The organism is Nocardioides sp. Leaf307 (assembly GCF_001423135.1).
GTDB lineage: Bacteria > Actinomycetota > Actinomycetes > Propionibacteriales > Nocardioidaceae > Nocardioides > Nocardioides kribbensis.
This window is the reverse complement of sequence record NZ_LMNY01000001.1, coordinates 1,948,052-1,963,514: the sequence shown is the minus strand read 5'-3', so window position 1 is coordinate 1,963,514 and position 15,463 is coordinate 1,948,052. Positions and strand designations below refer to the sequence as shown.

The following is a 15,463-nucleotide window of genomic DNA, read 5'->3' as shown; positions in this document are numbered from 1 at the left end:
CCGGGCCCCGCCCGGGTGCCCGTCCGTCACGGAGAAGAGCAGGCCGCAGTGTCCGACGCCCCGACGCCCGACCACGGCGTGTGGACGGTCCCCAACCTGCTGAGCGCCGTGCGCCTGGCAGGGGTGCCGGTGTTCCTGTGGCTGGTGCTCGGCCCCGAGGCCGACGGCTGGGCCCTCGCCCTGCTCATGGTCTCCGGCGTGACCGACTGGCTCGACGGGTGGCTCGCCCGCCGCCTGGGCCAGACCTCGGTGCTGGGGCAGGTGCTCGACCCCGTGGCCGACCGGCTCTACATCCTCGCCGTCGTGGTCGGGCTGGCCCTGCGCGACGTCATCCCGTGGTGGATGGCGGTCTCGCTGCCGCTGCGCGACGCGCTCATGTGGGGCCTGGTGCCGCTGCTGCGCACCCGGGGCTACAGCGCGCTGCCCGTGCACTTCCTGGGCAAGGCCGCCACGTTCAACCTGCTCTACGCCTTCCCGCTGCTGCTGCTCGGCGACGGGGACGGCACCGTGGCGACGCTGGCCGAGGTCTTCGGCTGGGCCTTCGCGATCTGGGGCATCGGTCTCTACTGGTGGGCCGGCATCCTCTACGCCTGGCAGGTCCGACGGCTGCTCGCCACCACGGAGCCGCGTCCGCGTCGTCGACCGCGACCGGCTCGAGCGGCCAGTCCGCGGAGCACGGGCACGGCCGGGGCGGCCACGACCGGGGCCTCCTCCGGGACGACGCCCGGGACGACGCCCGGGACCACTGCCGAGTCGGACCGGGTGAGCGGTGGCTAGCCGGGAGCGTCCCCCGGCCCCGACGACCCCGGAGGAGTCGCGGCACCCCGAGCAGCTCCCGGCCCGGGTCACGATGCCGTTGCTGACGCTCATCACCCAGCAGTCGCTCGACGAGGACTACCTCCACGTCGCGGAGCGTCGCGCCGAGCAGCGTCGCGCCGCCTCGCTCGGCGCGGAGCCCGAGACTCCGCCGACGCGCCGGGGCGGAGGCCACCGCACGGCGGCCGTGGTGGTCGCGGTCTTCGGGGTCATGGTGGCCACCGCGGCCCTGCAGACCTCGCGCAACGCCGACGTCGACCAGGCCGGCCGCAGCACGCTCATCGACCAGGTGCTCACGGCGCGGGCCGGCATCGCCGACCAGCAGGAGCGCATCAGCCGCCTCGGCGACCGGATCGCGGCCGCCGAGGCGACCACGGCCGCGCTGCGCGCCGACCGGGTCACGGAGGAGGCGCGCGAGCGCCGTCTGGCCGCTCGCACCGGCTACGGAGCGGTCGAGGGCGAGGGCGTCCGCATCACGGTGTCCGACCCCGCGACCGGCGGGGTGCTGGTGGAGGACCGCGACCTGCGCCTGCTGGTCAACGGCCTGTGGCAGGCGGGCGCCGAGGCGGTGTCGATCAACGGCAACCGGCTGACCGTGCTGTCGTCGATCCTGCTGTCGGGCACGACCGTGGCCATCGAGGGACGTGACCTGCGCCCGCCCTACGTCGTCTCCGCCATCGGTGACAGCCGCACGCTGCAGGCCGATCTGGCCGAGACCGCGTCGGGCGCGCTCTTCGCGCAGGTGGCCGCCCAGTACGGCTTCGGCGTCGAGAGGCAGAATGTCTCCTCGATGACCCTCCCGGCCGCGCGTCCCCGCCCCCTGCGCAGCGTCGAGGAGCTCGTCGTGACCCCGCCCGGCCCACCCAGGGGAGAGGAGAACGTGTCGTGATCGCAGCGCTCGGACTGCTGGTCGGCATCGTGCTCGGCCTCGCCTTCCAGCCCGACGTGCCCCTGTCGCTGGAGCCCTACCTGCCCATCGCGGTGGTCGCCGCGCTCGACGCCGTCTTCGGCGGCCTGCGGGCCTACCTCGACGGGATCTTCGACGACAAGGTCTTCGTGGTCTCCTTCGTCTCCAACGTCGTCATCGCCGCCGCGATCGTCTACCTCGGCGACAAGCTCGGGGTCGGGGGACAGCTGTCCACGGGTGTGATCGTGGTCCTCGGCATCCGGATCTTCTCCAACGTCGCGGCGATCCGCCGCCACCTCTTCCATGCCTGAGCCCACGCCGCAGGCCCCGGGGCAGCCGCGGGCCCCGCGACCGCCGGAGGAGCCGCAGGCGCCCCCGACCGCGCAGCGGCCCGCGCGACAGCGGCCGGCCGAGCCGGGCCGTGACCGTCTGGTGCGCGCGCTGCTCAAGCCCACGCGCGGCCAGGCCATCGTGGCGGTGCTGCTGGCCCTCGTGGGCTTCGCCGGCGTGACCCAGGTGCGCAGCAACGAGGTCGACGACTCGTTCGCGGGCTACCGGGAGCAGGACCTCATCGACGTGCTCAGCGGCCTCGCGGGCGCCTCGCAACGGGCGCAGTCGGAGATCACCCGGCTCGAGCGGACCCGCGACGACCTCGCCTCCGACACCTCCGCGGAGGCCGCGGCGCTGGCGCAGGCGCGCAGCGAGGCCGACACCCTGAGCATCCTGGCCGGCACCGTCCCCGTGACCGGGCCGGGCGTGCGGATCACCCTCAGCGAGGTCACCGGCACCGTGGGCGCGCAGGCCCTGGTCGCGATGGTCCAGGACCTCCGCACGGCCGACGCCGAGGCGATGCAGCTCAACGGACGGGTCCGGCTGGTCGCGCAGAGCTCGTTCGCCGACGCGACCGGGGGCATCGTGGTCGACGGGGAGCTCCTCGAGGCGCCCTACGTGCTCGACGTCATCGGCGCGCCGGCCACGCTGTCGGGCGCCGTCGACTTCTTCTCCGGCCCCCGGCTCCAGCTCGAGGAGTCGGGGATCGAGGTCGAGGTCACCGAGCTGACCTCCCTCGACATCGAGAGCGTCGCCGAGAGCACCCAACCTGAGTACGCCGCCCCCGCGGAGGGGCAGTAGCCTTCCGTGACCCCGACCGGAGGAGAGACCGTGTACCCCGACGACCTGCTGTACACCGCCGAGCACGAGTGGCTGCGCCAGCCCGGTGAGCACGACGGCTCCGTCCGCATCGGCATCACCCACTTCGCCCAGGACGCCCTCGGCGACATCGTCTACGTCTCGCTGCCCGAGGTGGGCGACACCCTCGAGGCCGGCACGACGTGCGGCGAGCTGGAGTCGACGAAGTCGGTCAGCGACATCTACGCGCCGGTGACCGGCGAGGTGGTCGCACGCAACGAGCAGCTCGACGCGACCCCCGAGCTGGTCAACAACGACCCCTACTCCGGTGGCTGGCTCTTCGAGGTCGTGCCGAGCGACCCCGCCCAGCTCGACGCCCTCATGGACGCCACCGCCTACACCGGCACCCTCGAGGGCTGAGCGGCCCCCACCGGGCACGTGGAGCGGGAGCGGCCGGGCTCGGCCTGCTGGTAGGTTCGGGCCGACACTCACCCTCAGGCCAGCCTTGAGGGTTCGGGTGCCCGTCCGAGCCCGCGCCCCACCCGCTCGACCACAGCCCAGCAGCTGGAGGAGAAGAGATGCCTTTCTGCACAGCCTGCGGTCGGCAGAACCCCGACGACGCACGGTTCTGCTCCCAGTGCGGCACGCGTCTGGTGACGCCGGCCGACGTGCCCGCCCCGGCCTCCGCGGAGCCGCTCGGGGAGTCCACCGCGACGATCCAGATCGGTCTGGGTGACGCCAAGGTCGAGACCTCCGACCGGCAGCTCAACCCCGTCGACGCCGCCGCCGTCGACGCCCTGCCGACCGGTCACGCCCTGCTCGTGGTCCAGCGCGGCCCGGGCTCGGGCAGCCGCTTCCTGCTCGACAGCGACGTCGTCTACGCCGGGCGCCACCCCGAGAGCGAGATCTTTCTCGACGACGTGACGGTGTCGCGCAAGCACGCGGAATTCAACCGCGAGGGCGCGTCCTTCACCGTGAGCGACGTCGGCAGCCTCAACGGGACCTACGTCAACCGCGACCGCATCGACCACGTGCTCCTCAAGGACGGCGACGAGGTGCAGATCGGCAAGTACCGCCTGGTGTTCTTCTCCGGTCACGAGGGCAGCTGACGCGTGGCCTCCACCGGCGGCCCGGCACCCAGCGGGGGGCACCGGGCGCGGATGAACATCGGGGAGGTCCTCGAGCGGCTGCGCGCCGACTTCCCGAGCGTCACGATCCCCAAGATCCGGTTCCTCGAGGACAAGGGGCTCATCAAGCCCGAGCGCACGCCCGCGGGCTACCGGAAGTTCTCCCACGACGACGTCGAGCGGCTGCGCTACGTGCTGCGGATGCAGCGCGACCACTACCTCCCGCTGAAGGTGATCGGCGAGCACCTCGACGCCATCGACCGCGGCCTGGAGCCGCCGCCGATCGACACCGTGGTGCCGACGGTGCCCACCGTCGCGCTGGCCCCCGACGGCCTGCCCAGCCCCGAGTCCTTCCGCCGCCAGGACAACCTGCGGCTCTCGCGGCGCGAGCTGCTGAAGGTCGCCGAGATCTCCGAGGAGCTGCTGGGCCAGCTCGAGCAGTTCGGGCTGATCGTGGCGCGCACGGGCACGGGCCTCTACGACACCGACGCCCTCGTGCTCGCCCGCACGGCGCGCGAGCTGGCCGACTTCGGCTTCGAGCCGCGGCACCTGCGCGCCTTCAAGACCGCCGCGGACCGGGAGGTGGGTCTGGTCGAGCAGGTCGTCGCGCCGCTGCAGCGTGGTCGCGACGCCGCGGCCTCGGCCCGGGCCGAGCACGCCGCCAACGAGATCGCCGCGCTCTCGGTGCGCCTGCACGCCACCCTGGTCAAGGCCGGCCTGTCGCGCTGACCGGGCCGTCGGCGGCGCCCACCACCCCGGAGTAGGGTGAGGACGTGCGCGAAGTCGATGTCATGGGAGTCCGGGTCGAGATGCCCTCGAACCAGCCGATCGTGCTGCTGCGCGAGATCACGGGGGAGCGGTACCTCCCCATCTGGATCGGGGCGGTCGAGGCCACGGCCATCGCCTTCGCCCAGCAGGGCGTCGTGCCGCCGCGACCGCTGACCCACGACCTGCTCAAGGACGTGCTGGAGGCCACCGGCGACGAGCTGACGGAGGTGCGCATCACCGACGTCAAGGACGGCGTCTTCTTCGCCACCCTGGTGCTCGGCAGCGGCGCGGAGGTCAGTGCCCGGCCCTCCGACTCGATCGCGCTGGCCCTGCGCACCGGCACCCGCATCGTCTGCGCCGAGGAGGTCCTCGACGAGGCGGGTCTGGCCGTGCCGGCCGAGCAGGAGGACGAGGTGGAGAAGTTCCGCGAGTTCCTCGACCACGTCACCCCCGAGGACTTCGAGGCGGGCCAGGAGCCGACGTAGGGCCGGCCAGACCCTCACCCTCAAGTAGAGGATGAGGGTGAGGACACGCGGGCCCGAGGTCTTTGACGGGGTCACGCGGCGGGCCTACCTTGAACTGTCTCTGTTGTAACTCCACCGGTGTCGTTGCTCCGCAGCTCACCACCTTCCCCGGTGTTACGCGCTAACGGAGTAGACCCACGGAGGACCGTGTGAACGAGCATGACACGAGCAAGGGCGTCGACGCCCAGGCGGCCCTGGCCGCCGAGGTGGCCGTCGAAGCCGCCGAGGAGCAGGGCCTGCTCTTCACCGACGACGTCTCGCCCCTGCCCAGCGACACCGGCTACCGCGGCCCCACGGCCTGCAACGCCGCCGGCATCACCTACCGCCAGCTCGACTACTGGGCCCGCACCGGCCTGGTCGAGCCCACCGTGCGCGGCGCGAAGGGCTCGGGCTCCCAGCGGCTCTACTCCTTCCGCGACATCCTGATCCTCAAGGTCATCAAGCGGCTGCTCGACGCCGGCATCTCGCTGCAGCAGATCCGCACCGCGGTGCAGCACCTGCGCGAGCGCGGCACCGACGACCTGACGCGCGTCACGCTGATGAGCGACGGCGCCTCGGTCTACGAGTGCACGAGCAACGACGAGGTCATCGACCTGCTCCAGGGCGGCCAGGGCGTCTTCGGCATCGCCATCGGCGGTGTGTGGCGCGAGATCGAGGGCACGCTCGCCGAGCTGCCCAGCGAGCGCACCGGCGACGACGCCGCGGAGGCCCCGTCGGCCTCCGACGAGCTCGCCGCGCGCCGCGCCGCGCGCAAGATCGGCTGACGCCGACCCGACGTACGACGGCCCGTCGCCCCACCCGGGGCGGCGGGCCGATGTCGTGCTCGGGCCTGCACCGGGGCTAGAGTGGCACCGCTGACTATCCCGCGCGGGAGAGTCTCCGGGTCGCTGGCCGGCCCGGGGCGCCGAAGGGGCAATTCCTCCCCGGAACCTCTCAGGCACCCGGACCGCGCGGTCGAGGCAACTCTGGAGGCGCGACGACGCCCCGACAGAGGGGGAGGCACCCGGACGACCACGCCCCGAGGAGCCGCCACGTGTCAGACCACCCCACCCTCGCCGAGCTCGACACGGCCCTGCCGTTCGTCGACCGTCACATCGGCCTGAGCCCCGCCGACGTCACCACGATGCTCGAGCGGCTCGGCTTCGACTCGCTCGGCGCCCTCATGGACGCCGCCGTGCCGGGGGGCATCCGCACCCCGGAGTCGCTCGACCTGCCGGCGGCGGTGGGTGAGGACGTCGCCGCGCGCGAGCTGCGCGAGCTGGCCGGCGCCAACCGCCCGGGGGAGTCGATGATCGGCCTGGGCTACCACGCCACGCTGACCCCGGCCGTCATCCGGCGCAACGTGCTGGAGGACCCCAGCTGGTACACCGCCTACACGCCCTACCAGCCCGAGATCTCCCAGGGCCGCCTCGAGGCGCTGCTCAACTTCCAGACCGTCATCGGCGACCTGACCGGCCTGCCCACCGCCAACGCCAGCCTCCTCGACGAGGGCACCGCGGCGGCCGAGGCGATGACCCTGGTGCGCCGGGGCAACCGCAAGGCCTCGGGGCCGTTCGTGGTCGACGCCGACGCGCTGCCGCAGACCGTCGACGTGGTGCGCACCCGCGCCGAGGCGATGGGCATCGAGGTGGTCGTCGCCGACCTCGACCACGGCCTGCCCGGTGGCGAGGAGCCGGTCTCCGGCGTCCTGGTGCAGTACCCCGGCGCGTCGGGGCGCGTGCGCGACCCGCGCCCGCTCGTCGAGGCCGTGCACGCCCGTGGCGGCCTGGCCGTCGTCGCCGCCGACCTGCTGGCGCTCACCGTGCTGGAGTCGCCGGGCTCGATGGGCGCCGACGTGGTCGTCGGGTCCTCCCAGCGCTTCGGTGTGCCGCTGTTCTACGGCGGCCCCCACGCCGGCTACATGTCGGTGGCACCCGGACTCGAGCGCCACCTGCCCGGTCGCCTCGTCGGGGTGTCGGTCGACGCGGAGGGCCGCCCGGCCTACCGCCTGGCGCTGCAGACCCGTGAGCAGCACATCCGTCGTGACAAGGCCACCTCCAACATCTGCACCGCCCAGGTGCTGCTGGCCGTGGTGGCCTCGATGTACGCCGTCTACCACGGCCCCGACGGCCTGCGGGCGATCGCGACCCGCACCCACCGCTACGCCGCGGTCCTCGCGCGTGCGCTGGCCGACGGCGGCGTCGACGTGCTCACCGCCGACTTCTTCGACACCCTCACCGTCGCGGCGCCCGGCCGCGCCGCCCAGGTCGTGCACGCCGCCCGCGAGCTCGGCCTGCAGCTGCGCCTGGTCGACGAGGACACGGTGGGCGTCTCCACCTCCGAGTGCACCACCCGGGCCACGATCGACCGCGTGCTCGACGCCTTCGGCGTCAGCGCCGACCTCGACGCGCTCGACGCCACCACGGGCGACGCCCTGCCCGAGGCGCTGCGCCGCACGAGCGACTACCTCACCCACGAGGTCTTCCGCACCCACCGCAGCGAGACCCAGATGCTGCGCTACCTGCGCCGGCTCTCCGCGCGCGACTACGCCCTCGACCGCGGCATGATCCCGCTGGGCTCCTGCACCATGAAGCTCAACGCGACCACCGAGATGGAGCCGGTCTCGCTGCCCGGCTTCGCCGACCTCCACCCGTTCGCGCCCGCGGGGGACGCCGAGGGCTACCGGCGCATGGTCGAGCAGCTGGAGGGGTGGCTGGCCGAGGTCACCGGCTACGACCGCGTCTCCATCCAGCCCAACGCCGGCTCGCAGGGCGAGCTGGCCGGGCTGCTGGCGATCCGGGGCTACCACCGCGCCCGCGCCGCCGAGGGCGCACCGGTGCGCGACGTGTGCCTGATCCCCAGCTCGGCCCACGGCACCAACGCCGCCTCCGCGGTGATGGCCGGCATGAAGGTGGTCGTGGTCAAGGCCGCCGACGACGGGGGTGTCGACCTCGACGACCTGCGTGCGGCCTGCGCGAAGCACGCCGAGGACCTCGCGGCGATCATGGTCACCTACCCCTCGACCCACGGGGCCTACGAGGACACCATCGGTGAGCTCTGCGAGATCGTGCACGCCCACGGCGGACAGGTCTACGTCGACGGCGCCAACCTCAACGCGCTCCTGGGCTACGCCAAGCCGGGCGAGTTCGGCGGCGACGTCTCGCACCTCAACCTGCACAAGACCTTCTGCATCCCCCACGGCGGCGGCGGGCCCGGCGTCGGTCCGGTGGGCGTGCGCGCTCACCTCGCGCCGTACCTGCCCTCCCACGCGATGCACCCCGAGGCGGCCAAGCGCGAGGGGATCGGCCCCATCAGCGCCGCGCCGTACGGCTCGGCCGGGATCCTGCCGATCTCGTGGGCCTACGTGCGGATGATGGGCCCCGAGGGCCTGACCCGGGCCACCGCCTCGGCGGTGCTGTCGGCCAACTACGTCGCCGCGCGGCTCGGCGAGCACTTCCCGGTGCTCTACCGCGGTCACGGCGACCTGGTCGCCCACGAGTGCATCCTCGACGTGCGCGGGCTCACCAAGGACACCGGCGTCACCGTCGACGACGTGGCCAAGCGGCTGGTCGACTACGGCTTCCACGCCCCGACCATGTCGTTCCCGGTCGCCGGCACCCTCATGGTCGAGCCCACCGAGTCCGAGGACCTCGCCGAGATCGACCGCTTCTGCGACGCGATGATCGCCATCCGCGGCGAGATCGACCGCGTCGCCGCGGGGGAGTGGACGCCCGAGGAGTCGCCGCTGCGCGGGGCGCCCCACACCGCCCGGGTGCTGGGTGGGGAGTGGGACCGTCCCTACTCCCGCGAGCTGGCGGTCTTCCCGGCCGGGGCGCACACCGCCGCCGACAAGTACTGGCCGCCGGTCGGCCGGATCGACCAGGCCTACGGCGACCGCAACCTGCAGTGCTCCTGCCCGCCGCTGGAGGCCTTCGCCGAGTGAGCCCCGCCCGCGCGTGCGGGCCTGTGAGGACGATCCGAGGACGGCACGAGGCCCGGACCCCCGCGGGGGTCCGGGCCTCGTGACCTGGGCCGGTGGCCGGCTCAGCGGGTGGCGCTCCACAGCCGCTGCGCGCGCTGGGGGACCATCACGCCGCCGGGGCCGGTGGGCCCGCTCGCCGTGGTGCGCTGCTCGATGCCGCGCACCAGACCCTGGTCGACGAGAAGGAACTGGCGCGGCGAGATCGCGACGTAGTGCAGCCGCGTCGCGCGGGTGCGCACGACGCCCGACTCACCGGCCCCGAGGCGCAGCCGGCCCTCGGGACGCGCTCGGCGCGGGTCGCCGTAGAGGACCACGACGCGCAGGTCGTTGGGGTTGGTGAAACGCACCCGTCCCGGACGGTCCAGCTTCTCGACCACCAGGCGCTCGGGGTCCTGCACGGTGAGGGTGACCGTGGCCGGAGCGCTGAGCCTCTCGCTGTTGCAGGCCTGGTAGGTCAGCGTGACGTCGACGGGGCGGCCGTCGAACCCGCCGTAGACGGCGACGACCAGGCGGCCGTCGACGACGGAGGTGTCGACGTCGAGCCCGTTCAGCGCGCCCACCGCCTCGCTGGCGCGACACACCGCCAAGCTCTCGCCCTGCGGGTCGACGTCGTTGCGCAGCACCGGGACCGACACGGTCTGACCGAAGTACACCGATGCCGTGTCGTCGGCTGCGAGGGGAGCCGCGACGTCGCGGGCCTGGGCGGGCGCGACCGCCGGGCCGAGGAGGGTGGCGCCGAGCAGGCCGGCGAGGGTGGAGACGACGGCCGCGCGACGGCGGCCCTGGGTGGTCCTCATGGTTCCTTTCCCGGCCGCTCCCGATGAGCGGCCGGAGGAACTGTAGGCCCTGGAGCACCCACGCGTGCGGTAGACCTGGCACATGGCCCACCACGAGATCGAGCGCACCTACACCCCTCCGCCGCAGGCTCCGGTGCCCGACCTGACCGAGCTGCCCGGGGTGGCGCAGGTGGGGCCGCCCGTCGTCACCGACCTTGAGGCGGCCTACGTCGACACCCCCGACCTGCGCCTGGTGCGGGCGGGCATCTCGCTGCGTCGGCGCACGGGCGGGACCGACGCGGGCTGGCACCTCAAGCTGCCGGTCGGCGAGGGGCGCGACGAGCTGCGCCGTCCCCTCACGACGGGCACGACGCCGCCCCAGCAGCTGCGGACGCTGGTGGCGGCGCGCGTGGGCGAGGCGCCGCTCGTGGTGGTCGCCACCGTGCTGACCCGGCGTACGACCCAGGAGCTGCTCGACGTCGACGGTACGGTGCTGGCCGAGCTGGTCGACGACGAGGTCACGGGATCGCCCGGCCCGGGCCTGGCCGGCGAGACGTCACCCGGGGCGGTGACGGTGTGGCGGGAGTGGGAGCTGGAGCTGGTCACGGCCGGCACCGACCTCCTCGAGGCGGCCGACGAGCACCTCGCCGAGCTGGGCGTCGAGGTCGCGGCGGTGTCCCGCAAGATCGAGGTGGTGCTCGGCGAGGCCCTCGCCCGTGCCGCTACGGCCCCGGGACGCCCCGGCCGAGGCAAGCCCGCCGGACGGCTGGTCGAGCTCCGCCTGCAGCAGCAGGTGGAGGCGCTGCTGCGCCGCGAGACCGAGATCCGCCGCGGCGGCGACCGGGGCGTGCACCAGGCGCGGGTGGCGTGCCGCCGGATCCGCTCGGCTCTCGCGACCTACCGCCCGCTGCTGGACCGCGAGGTCACCGAGCCGGTGCGCGAGGAGCTGCGGTGGCTGGCCGGCGAGCTGGGCGGCGCGCGCGACGCGGAGGTGGTCCACGACCTGCTGCGCCAGCGGGTGGTCGACCTGCCGGCCGAGCAGGTCGTCGGCCCGGTGCGCAGCCGGCTGCGCTCCACCTACGGCGCCAGCCGCCGCGCCGACGTCGTCGCGGTGCTCGACTCGCCGCGCTGCCGGGCGCTGTGGCCGGTGCTGCAGGAGCTGGCGGCGCGCCCGCCCCTGTCCGAGGAGGCCCAGCTGCCCGCCCGGAAGGTCGCGGTGCCGCGGGTCGGTCGCGACGTCGCGCGGGTGGAGCGGGCGGTCGAGCGCGTCGTGGACGGTCTCGACCGGCTGGCGCGGACCGACGACGACCCCGCGAGCGTCGAGGTGCGCCGCGAGGTGGAGGAGGCCTGGCACGACGCCCGCAAGGCCGCGAAGCGGCTGCGCTACGCCGCCGAGGTGCTCGAGCCGGCGTGGGGCAAGCGGGCCAGGCGGCTGACGAGGACGGCCAAGGCGATCACGCAGCGGCTCGGCGAGCGTCAGGACACCGAGATCACCCGGCGGCACCTGCTCGACCTCGCGCGCGCCGCGACGGCGGCGGGGGAGAACGCGTTCACCTACGGCGTGCTGCACGCCCGCGAGCAGGCCCGGGCCGAGGAGCTCGAGACGGCCTTCCTCGACGCCTGGCCGCGCACGCGCTCGCGGCTGCGCAAGCAGGCGCGCTCGCTCGCCTGAGCGCGAGCGGTCACAGAGCCTGGGAGACGCTCGACATGTTGAAGTCGGGCACGCGCAGGGCCGGGGTGGCGGTGCGGCTGAAGTAGTCGTCGCCCCACTCCCGGCTGAAGCTGGGCACGGTCGCGGAGGCGTGGCTGAAGCGGCCGAGCAGGTCCACCGGGCTCTCGTTGAAGCGGAAGTTGTTGACCACCCCGGTGATCTCGCCGCCCTCGACGAGGTAGACCCCGTCGCGGGTCAGCCCGGTGAGCAGCAGCGACTGGGCGTCGACCTCGCGGATGTACCACAGGCACGTCAGCAGGAGGCCGCGCTCGGTGCCGGCGACGAGGTCCTCGACGCTGCCGGTCGCGCCGTCGACCTCCAGCACCAGGTTGTCGATGCCCGGGGTGACCGGCTGCCCGGTCATGGCCGCGGAGTGACGCGTCTGGAGCAGCGAGACCAGCTCCCCGTCGCGGATCCAGTCGGTGCGTCCCAGCGGCAGGCCGTTGTCGAAGACCGACGACTCGTTGCCCGAGGAGGTCGCCACCTCGAAGGGGGAGCACGGCAGCGAGGGGTGGGCCGGGTCGGAGAAGAGCCGCACGCCCCGCGCGGCCACCTGCTCGCCGATCCGGGTGCCGCCGCCGCGGCGGCTGTAGACCGACTGGCCCTCGTGGGCGACGCGTGCACCGGCCGACCAGTAGGCGTCGATCATGAGGTCGGCCACCGAGCCGGGGGGCAGGATCGTGTCGTAGCGCCCGGCGGGGAGGTCGACGCGGCGCGAGCCCCAGGCCAGACGGCGCGCGAGGGTCGCGTCCATCTCGAGGGCGTCGACCTCGGTGAAGTCGCGGGTGGCGCCCCCGACCCACGCGCTCTGCGAGAGGTCGGTCGGCTTGCCGGTGCAGCCGTAGTGCCCGGTCGGCTGCACGTGGCGCAGCCGGAGCCCGGTCGACGAGCCGAGGTAGGTGGTGGTCATCTCGTGGTTGACGAACCCGTAGAGCAGGCGGTCCTCGGCACGCGCTCGCCCGAAGGCCTCCCCGAGCGCCGGGGCGAAGAGCCGGTAGACACCGATGTCGGTCGGCACGGGCGCCTCGTCCCAGTCGGGGGACACCCGCTCGGGGACCAGGTCGGCGGCGTCCTCGGCGGGCGAGGCCAGCCGGGCGGCGGCGTCGGCGGCGGCCACGAGCGCCGCCACCTGCCCCAGCGATCCGGCGCTGCCCGAGACGGGGGCGGCGGCCACGCCGTCGGCGGTGCGGGCGAAGGACACCACGGTGGCCGAGATGCGGTGCATGACGCCGTTGGTCGTCAGCGTGTTGGTGGCCCAGCGCAGGTTGGCGCTGGTCGCGTCGGTGACGACCACGACGCAGTCGTCGGCCTCCGACAGGGCCAGGGCGTGCTCGACGAGCTGCTGGGGAGTGGGGGAGGTGCTCGACATCAGTGACCCGCCTCGTCGGTGGTGTTGAGGATGCGCACGCCCCGGAAGAGCGCGGTGGGGCAGCCGTGGCTCACGGCCGCGACCTGTCCGGGCTGGGCCTTGCCGCAGTTGAAGGCGCCGCCGAGCACCCAGGTGTCGGGGCCGCCGACGGCCTCCATCGACCCCCAGAAGTCGGTCGTCGTGGCCTGGTAGGCCGCGTCGCGGACCTGACCTGCGAGCTCGCCGTCGACGATGCGGTAGAAGCGCTGGCCGGTGAACTGGAAGTTGAACCGCTGCATGTCGATCGACCACGACTTGTCGCCGACGACGTAGAGGCCGCGCTCGACGCGACCGATCAGCTCCTCGGTCGTCGGCCCCTCGGGGTCGGGCTGCAGCGACACGTTGGCCATGCGCTGGACGGGGATGTGCCCGGGGGAGTCGGCGTAGGCGCACCCGTTGGAGCGTCCACCGTTGAGCTCGGGCAGCATCGGCCCCATCGGCCGGTCGAGCTGGTAGCCGACGAGCACCCCGTCGCGCACGATGTCCCACTCCTGGGTCTCCACCCCCTCGTCGTCCCACCCGGTGGTGGCCAGACCGTGCTCGACGGTGCGGTCGCCGGTGACGTGCATGACCGGGGAGCCGTAGCGCAGCGTGCCCAGCAGGTCGGGGGTGGCGAAGGAGGTGCCGGCGTAGTTGGCCTCGTAGCCCAGCGCACGGTCGAGCTCGGTGGCGTGGCCGATGGACTCGTGGATGGTGAGCCAGAGGTTGGAGGGGTGGACGACCAGGTCGTGCACGCCGGGCTCGACGCCCGGCGCGGCGAGCTTCTCGGCCAGCAGCTCGGGCACCTCGGCGAGCTCGGAGTCCCAGTCCCAGCCGCCGTCCCAGGGGCCCTCGGTGCAGTACTCCCAGCCGCGGCCCACCGGCGGGGCGATGCTCGCCATGGAGTCGAACGTGTCGGCCGAGGAGCCCATGGCCTCGAAGCCGGGCATCATCCTGACCCGCTGCTGGGTGGTGCGGGTGCCGGCGAGGTCGGCGTAGTACTTGTTCTCCTGCACCTGGGCCAGGTGCGCGGAGGCGTGCTCGACGGCGGGGGAGCGGCGCAGCCGGTCGGTCCAGCCGACGAGCAGCGCGGCCTTGTCGGCCACCGGCACGTCGAGCGGGTTGACGACGTAGGAGGAGACCCAGGTGACGTCGTCGTGCACCGGCTCGGGCGCCAGCACCACCGGCTCCGCGGTCATGCTCGCGGCGACCTCGGCCACCCCGACCGCGGTCTCCGCCACGCGGCGGGCCTCTTCGGGGGTCAGCACCACGCCGGAGGCGAAGCCCCAGGACCCGCGGTGCACCACCCGCACGGCGAAGCCGAGGTCCTCGCTGTCGCTGGCGTCCTGGAGCACCCCGTCGCGCACCGCGAGCGACTGGTAGCGCACCCGCTCGAAGCGGAAGTCGGCGTGCGTGGCCCCCATCTCGGCGGCCCGCGCGAGGGCGGTCTCGCCCAGCGACCGGAAGGGCAGCGCCAGGAACGTCGGGTCGAGCCTGGCCTGGTCGGGTCGCGCGGCACTCATGGCGCCGAACCTAGCCGACGCGGCCCGTGGGCGCCGCCCGTCAGTAGGGTGAGCGCCATGGAACAGCGCCCCGTCTCCCGCTGGCTGCCGGGCCGTCGCCGCCCCGCGCCGCCGACCGGCCCCGCCTGGCTCGGGCTGGGTGCCCAGCGCTCGGGCACCACCTGGTTCACCGAGCTGCTGACCCAGCATCCCGAGGTGGGTCTCGGCACCAACGGCAAGAAGGAGCAGCAGCTCTTCCACCGCGTCGCCGACGGCCTGGTGCCGGCCCAGGAGTACGCCGACCTCTTCCCCGCCGACGGCCTGCGCCGCGGTGAGTTCACCCCGCAGTACCTGCGCCACGCCTCGCTGCCGGCCTACGCCGCGGCCCACCTCGCCCCGGAGGTGCCGGTGCTGGTGCTGCTGCGCGACCCCATCGAGCGCTTCCGCAGCGCCATGCGGTGGGCCGGCACGCGCGGCAAGTCGTGGCCCTACCCGCTGCAGATCACGATGCAGACCTTCAGCGGCTTCTACGCCGACCAGCTCGACACCTGGGCCGCCGCGATCGGGCGCGAGCGACTCACGGTGATGGTCTACGAGCAGGTGCGACGTGACCCCCAGCCCGCCGTCGACGCGGTGTGGCGGGCCCTCGGCGTGGAGCCCGTGCCGCTGGCGCAGGTCGAGCGCGAGTCGACCTCCTCGAGCCGGGTCGAGTGGGACTGGCCCGAGGGCCTGAGCGACTCGCTGCGGGTGATGTACGGCCCGCAGCTGCCCCGGTTGCGTGACGACTGGGGTCTCGACCTCAGCGCGTGGACCCAGATGCTCTGAGCCGGGACGCGTCGTCCCCGGGGCCGCGCCG

At 73.9% G+C, this 15,463-nt stretch carries 14 protein-coding genes, 1 pseudogene and 1 riboswitch; of the genes and pseudogenes, 12 read left to right on the top strand and 3 right to left on the bottom strand.

The window, feature by feature from the left end; genetic code table 11:
- Nucleotides 1-48: 48 nt before the first annotated feature.
- The 10 genes and pseudogenes from ASF50_RS08985 to gcvP all read left to right on the top strand — a co-directional run.
- Nucleotides 49-618, top strand: a pseudogene (locus tag ASF50_RS08985) (CDP-alcohol phosphatidyltransferase family protein); the annotation flags it as partial.
- A 151-nt stretch (nucleotides 619-769) separates the two neighbouring features.
- Nucleotides 770-1,705 carry a DUF881 domain-containing protein gene (locus tag ASF50_RS08980; protein WP_156718177.1) on the top strand — a complete coding sequence of 312 codons (936 nt, stop codon included), beginning with the start codon at nucleotides 770-772 and terminating at the stop codon, nucleotides 1,703-1,705.
- Nucleotides 1,702-2,034: a small basic family protein gene (locus ASF50_RS08975; protein WP_056864484.1), complete on the top strand. Its 333-nt coding sequence runs from the start codon at nucleotides 1,702-1,704 to the stop codon at nucleotides 2,032-2,034. The genes ASF50_RS08980 and ASF50_RS08975 overlap by 4 nt, the downstream gene beginning before the upstream one ends.
- Complete coding sequence (locus ASF50_RS08970; RefSeq protein WP_082502925.1) at nucleotides 2,027-2,854, top strand: DUF881 domain-containing protein; 828 nt, start codon at nucleotides 2,027-2,029, stop codon at nucleotides 2,852-2,854. The genes ASF50_RS08975 and ASF50_RS08970 overlap by 8 nt, the downstream gene beginning before the upstream one ends.
- Before the next feature lie 30 nt (nucleotides 2,855-2,884).
- Nucleotides 2,885-3,271: a glycine cleavage system protein GcvH gene (gene gcvH, locus ASF50_RS08965; RefSeq protein WP_056864483.1), complete on the top strand. Its 387-nt coding sequence runs from the start codon at nucleotides 2,885-2,887 to the stop codon at nucleotides 3,269-3,271.
- A gap of 158 nt (nucleotides 3,272-3,429) precedes the next feature.
- Nucleotides 3,430-3,960, top strand: a complete 531-nt coding sequence (locus ASF50_RS08960) for an FHA domain-containing protein (protein WP_056864482.1) — start codon at nucleotides 3,430-3,432, stop codon at nucleotides 3,958-3,960.
- 51 nt (nucleotides 3,961-4,011) lie between these two features.
- Nucleotides 4,012-4,707 (top strand): MerR family transcriptional regulator, encoded by a 696-nt coding sequence (locus ASF50_RS08955; RefSeq protein ID WP_056904316.1) that lies wholly within the window; start codon nucleotides 4,012-4,014, stop codon nucleotides 4,705-4,707.
- A gap of 44 nt (nucleotides 4,708-4,751) precedes the next feature.
- A complete protein-coding gene (locus ASF50_RS08950) occupies nucleotides 4,752-5,231 on the top strand; it encodes a bifunctional nuclease family protein (protein ID WP_056864481.1) in 480 nt (159 codons plus the stop codon).
- A gap of 188 nt (nucleotides 5,232-5,419) precedes the next feature.
- Nucleotides 5,420-6,034: a MerR family transcriptional regulator gene (locus ASF50_RS08945; RefSeq protein WP_056864480.1), complete on the top strand. Its 615-nt coding sequence runs from the start codon at nucleotides 5,420-5,422 to the stop codon at nucleotides 6,032-6,034.
- 94 nt (nucleotides 6,035-6,128) lie between these two features.
- A riboswitch (glycine riboswitch) is annotated at nucleotides 6,129-6,229 on the top strand.
- 74 nt (nucleotides 6,230-6,303) lie between these two features.
- Nucleotides 6,304-9,192, top strand: coding sequence for an aminomethyl-transferring glycine dehydrogenase (gene gcvP, locus ASF50_RS08940; protein ID WP_056904101.1), 2,889 nt, complete (start codon nucleotides 6,304-6,306; stop codon nucleotides 9,190-9,192).
- A 101-nt stretch (nucleotides 9,193-9,293) separates the two neighbouring features.
- On the opposite strand, the gene ASF50_RS08935 is transcribed toward gcvP, so the two are convergent.
- Nucleotides 9,294-10,028 (bottom strand): Ig-like domain-containing protein, encoded by a 735-nt coding sequence (locus tag ASF50_RS08935; RefSeq protein WP_056904100.1) that lies wholly within the window; start codon nucleotides 10,026-10,028, stop codon nucleotides 9,294-9,296.
- 82 nt (nucleotides 10,029-10,110) lie between these two features.
- Here ASF50_RS08935 and ASF50_RS08930 point away from each other — a divergent pair, with 82 nt between their 5' ends.
- A complete protein-coding gene (locus tag ASF50_RS08930) occupies nucleotides 10,111-11,679 on the top strand; it encodes a CYTH and CHAD domain-containing protein (RefSeq protein ID WP_056904099.1) in 1,569 nt (522 codons plus the stop codon).
- Nucleotides 11,680-11,689: 10 nt separating this feature from the next.
- Here the strand turns inward: ASF50_RS08930 and ASF50_RS08925 are convergent, their stop codons facing one another.
- Both ASF50_RS08925 and ASF50_RS08920 read right to left on the bottom strand, forming a co-directional pair.
- Nucleotides 11,690-13,087 (bottom strand): metallopeptidase TldD-related protein, encoded by a 1,398-nt coding sequence (locus tag ASF50_RS08925; RefSeq protein ID WP_056904098.1) that lies wholly within the window; start codon nucleotides 13,085-13,087, stop codon nucleotides 11,690-11,692.
- The gene (locus ASF50_RS08920; RefSeq protein WP_056904097.1) at nucleotides 13,087-14,628 is read right to left on the bottom strand and encodes a TldD/PmbA family protein; all 1,542 of its coding nucleotides are present in this window, start codon (nucleotides 14,626-14,628) and stop codon (nucleotides 13,087-13,089) included. The genes ASF50_RS08925 and ASF50_RS08920 overlap by 1 nt, the downstream gene beginning before the upstream one ends.
- Nucleotides 14,629-14,685: 57 nt before the next feature.
- Between ASF50_RS08920 and ASF50_RS08915 the strand changes: the two genes are divergently transcribed.
- Nucleotides 14,686-15,432 carry a sulfotransferase family protein gene (locus ASF50_RS08915; RefSeq protein WP_056864474.1) on the top strand — a complete coding sequence of 249 codons (747 nt, stop codon included), beginning with the start codon at nucleotides 14,686-14,688 and terminating at the stop codon, nucleotides 15,430-15,432.
- Nucleotides 15,433-15,463: the final 31 nt, after the last annotated feature.

Excerpts from the sequence above, each read along its gene's own strand:
- ASF50_RS08920 (WP_056904097.1), bottom strand. The coding sequence starts at position 14,628 with ATGAGTGCCGCGCGACCCGACCAGGCCAGGCTCGACCCGACGTTCCTG.
- ASF50_RS08935 (WP_056904100.1), bottom strand. The coding sequence starts at position 10,028 with ATGAGGACCACCCAGGGCCGCCGTCGCGCGGCCGTCGTCTCCACCCTC.
- ASF50_RS08930 (WP_056904099.1), top strand. The coding sequence starts at position 10,111 with ATGGCCCACCACGAGATCGAGCGCACCTACACCCCTCCGCCGCAGGCT.
- ASF50_RS08925 (WP_056904098.1), bottom strand. The coding sequence starts at position 13,087 with ATGTCGAGCACCTCCCCCACTCCCCAGCAGCTCGTCGAGCACGCCCTG.
- ASF50_RS08970 (WP_082502925.1), top strand. The coding sequence starts at position 2,027 with ATGCCTGAGCCCACGCCGCAGGCCCCGGGGCAGCCGCGGGCCCCGCGA.
- ASF50_RS08960 (WP_056864482.1), top strand. The coding sequence starts at position 3,430 with ATGCCTTTCTGCACAGCCTGCGGTCGGCAGAACCCCGACGACGCACGG.
- ASF50_RS08955 (WP_056904316.1), top strand. The coding sequence starts at position 4,012 with ATGAACATCGGGGAGGTCCTCGAGCGGCTGCGCGCCGACTTCCCGAGC.
- ASF50_RS08915 (WP_056864474.1), top strand. The coding sequence starts at position 14,686 with ATGGAACAGCGCCCCGTCTCCCGCTGGCTGCCGGGCCGTCGCCGCCCC.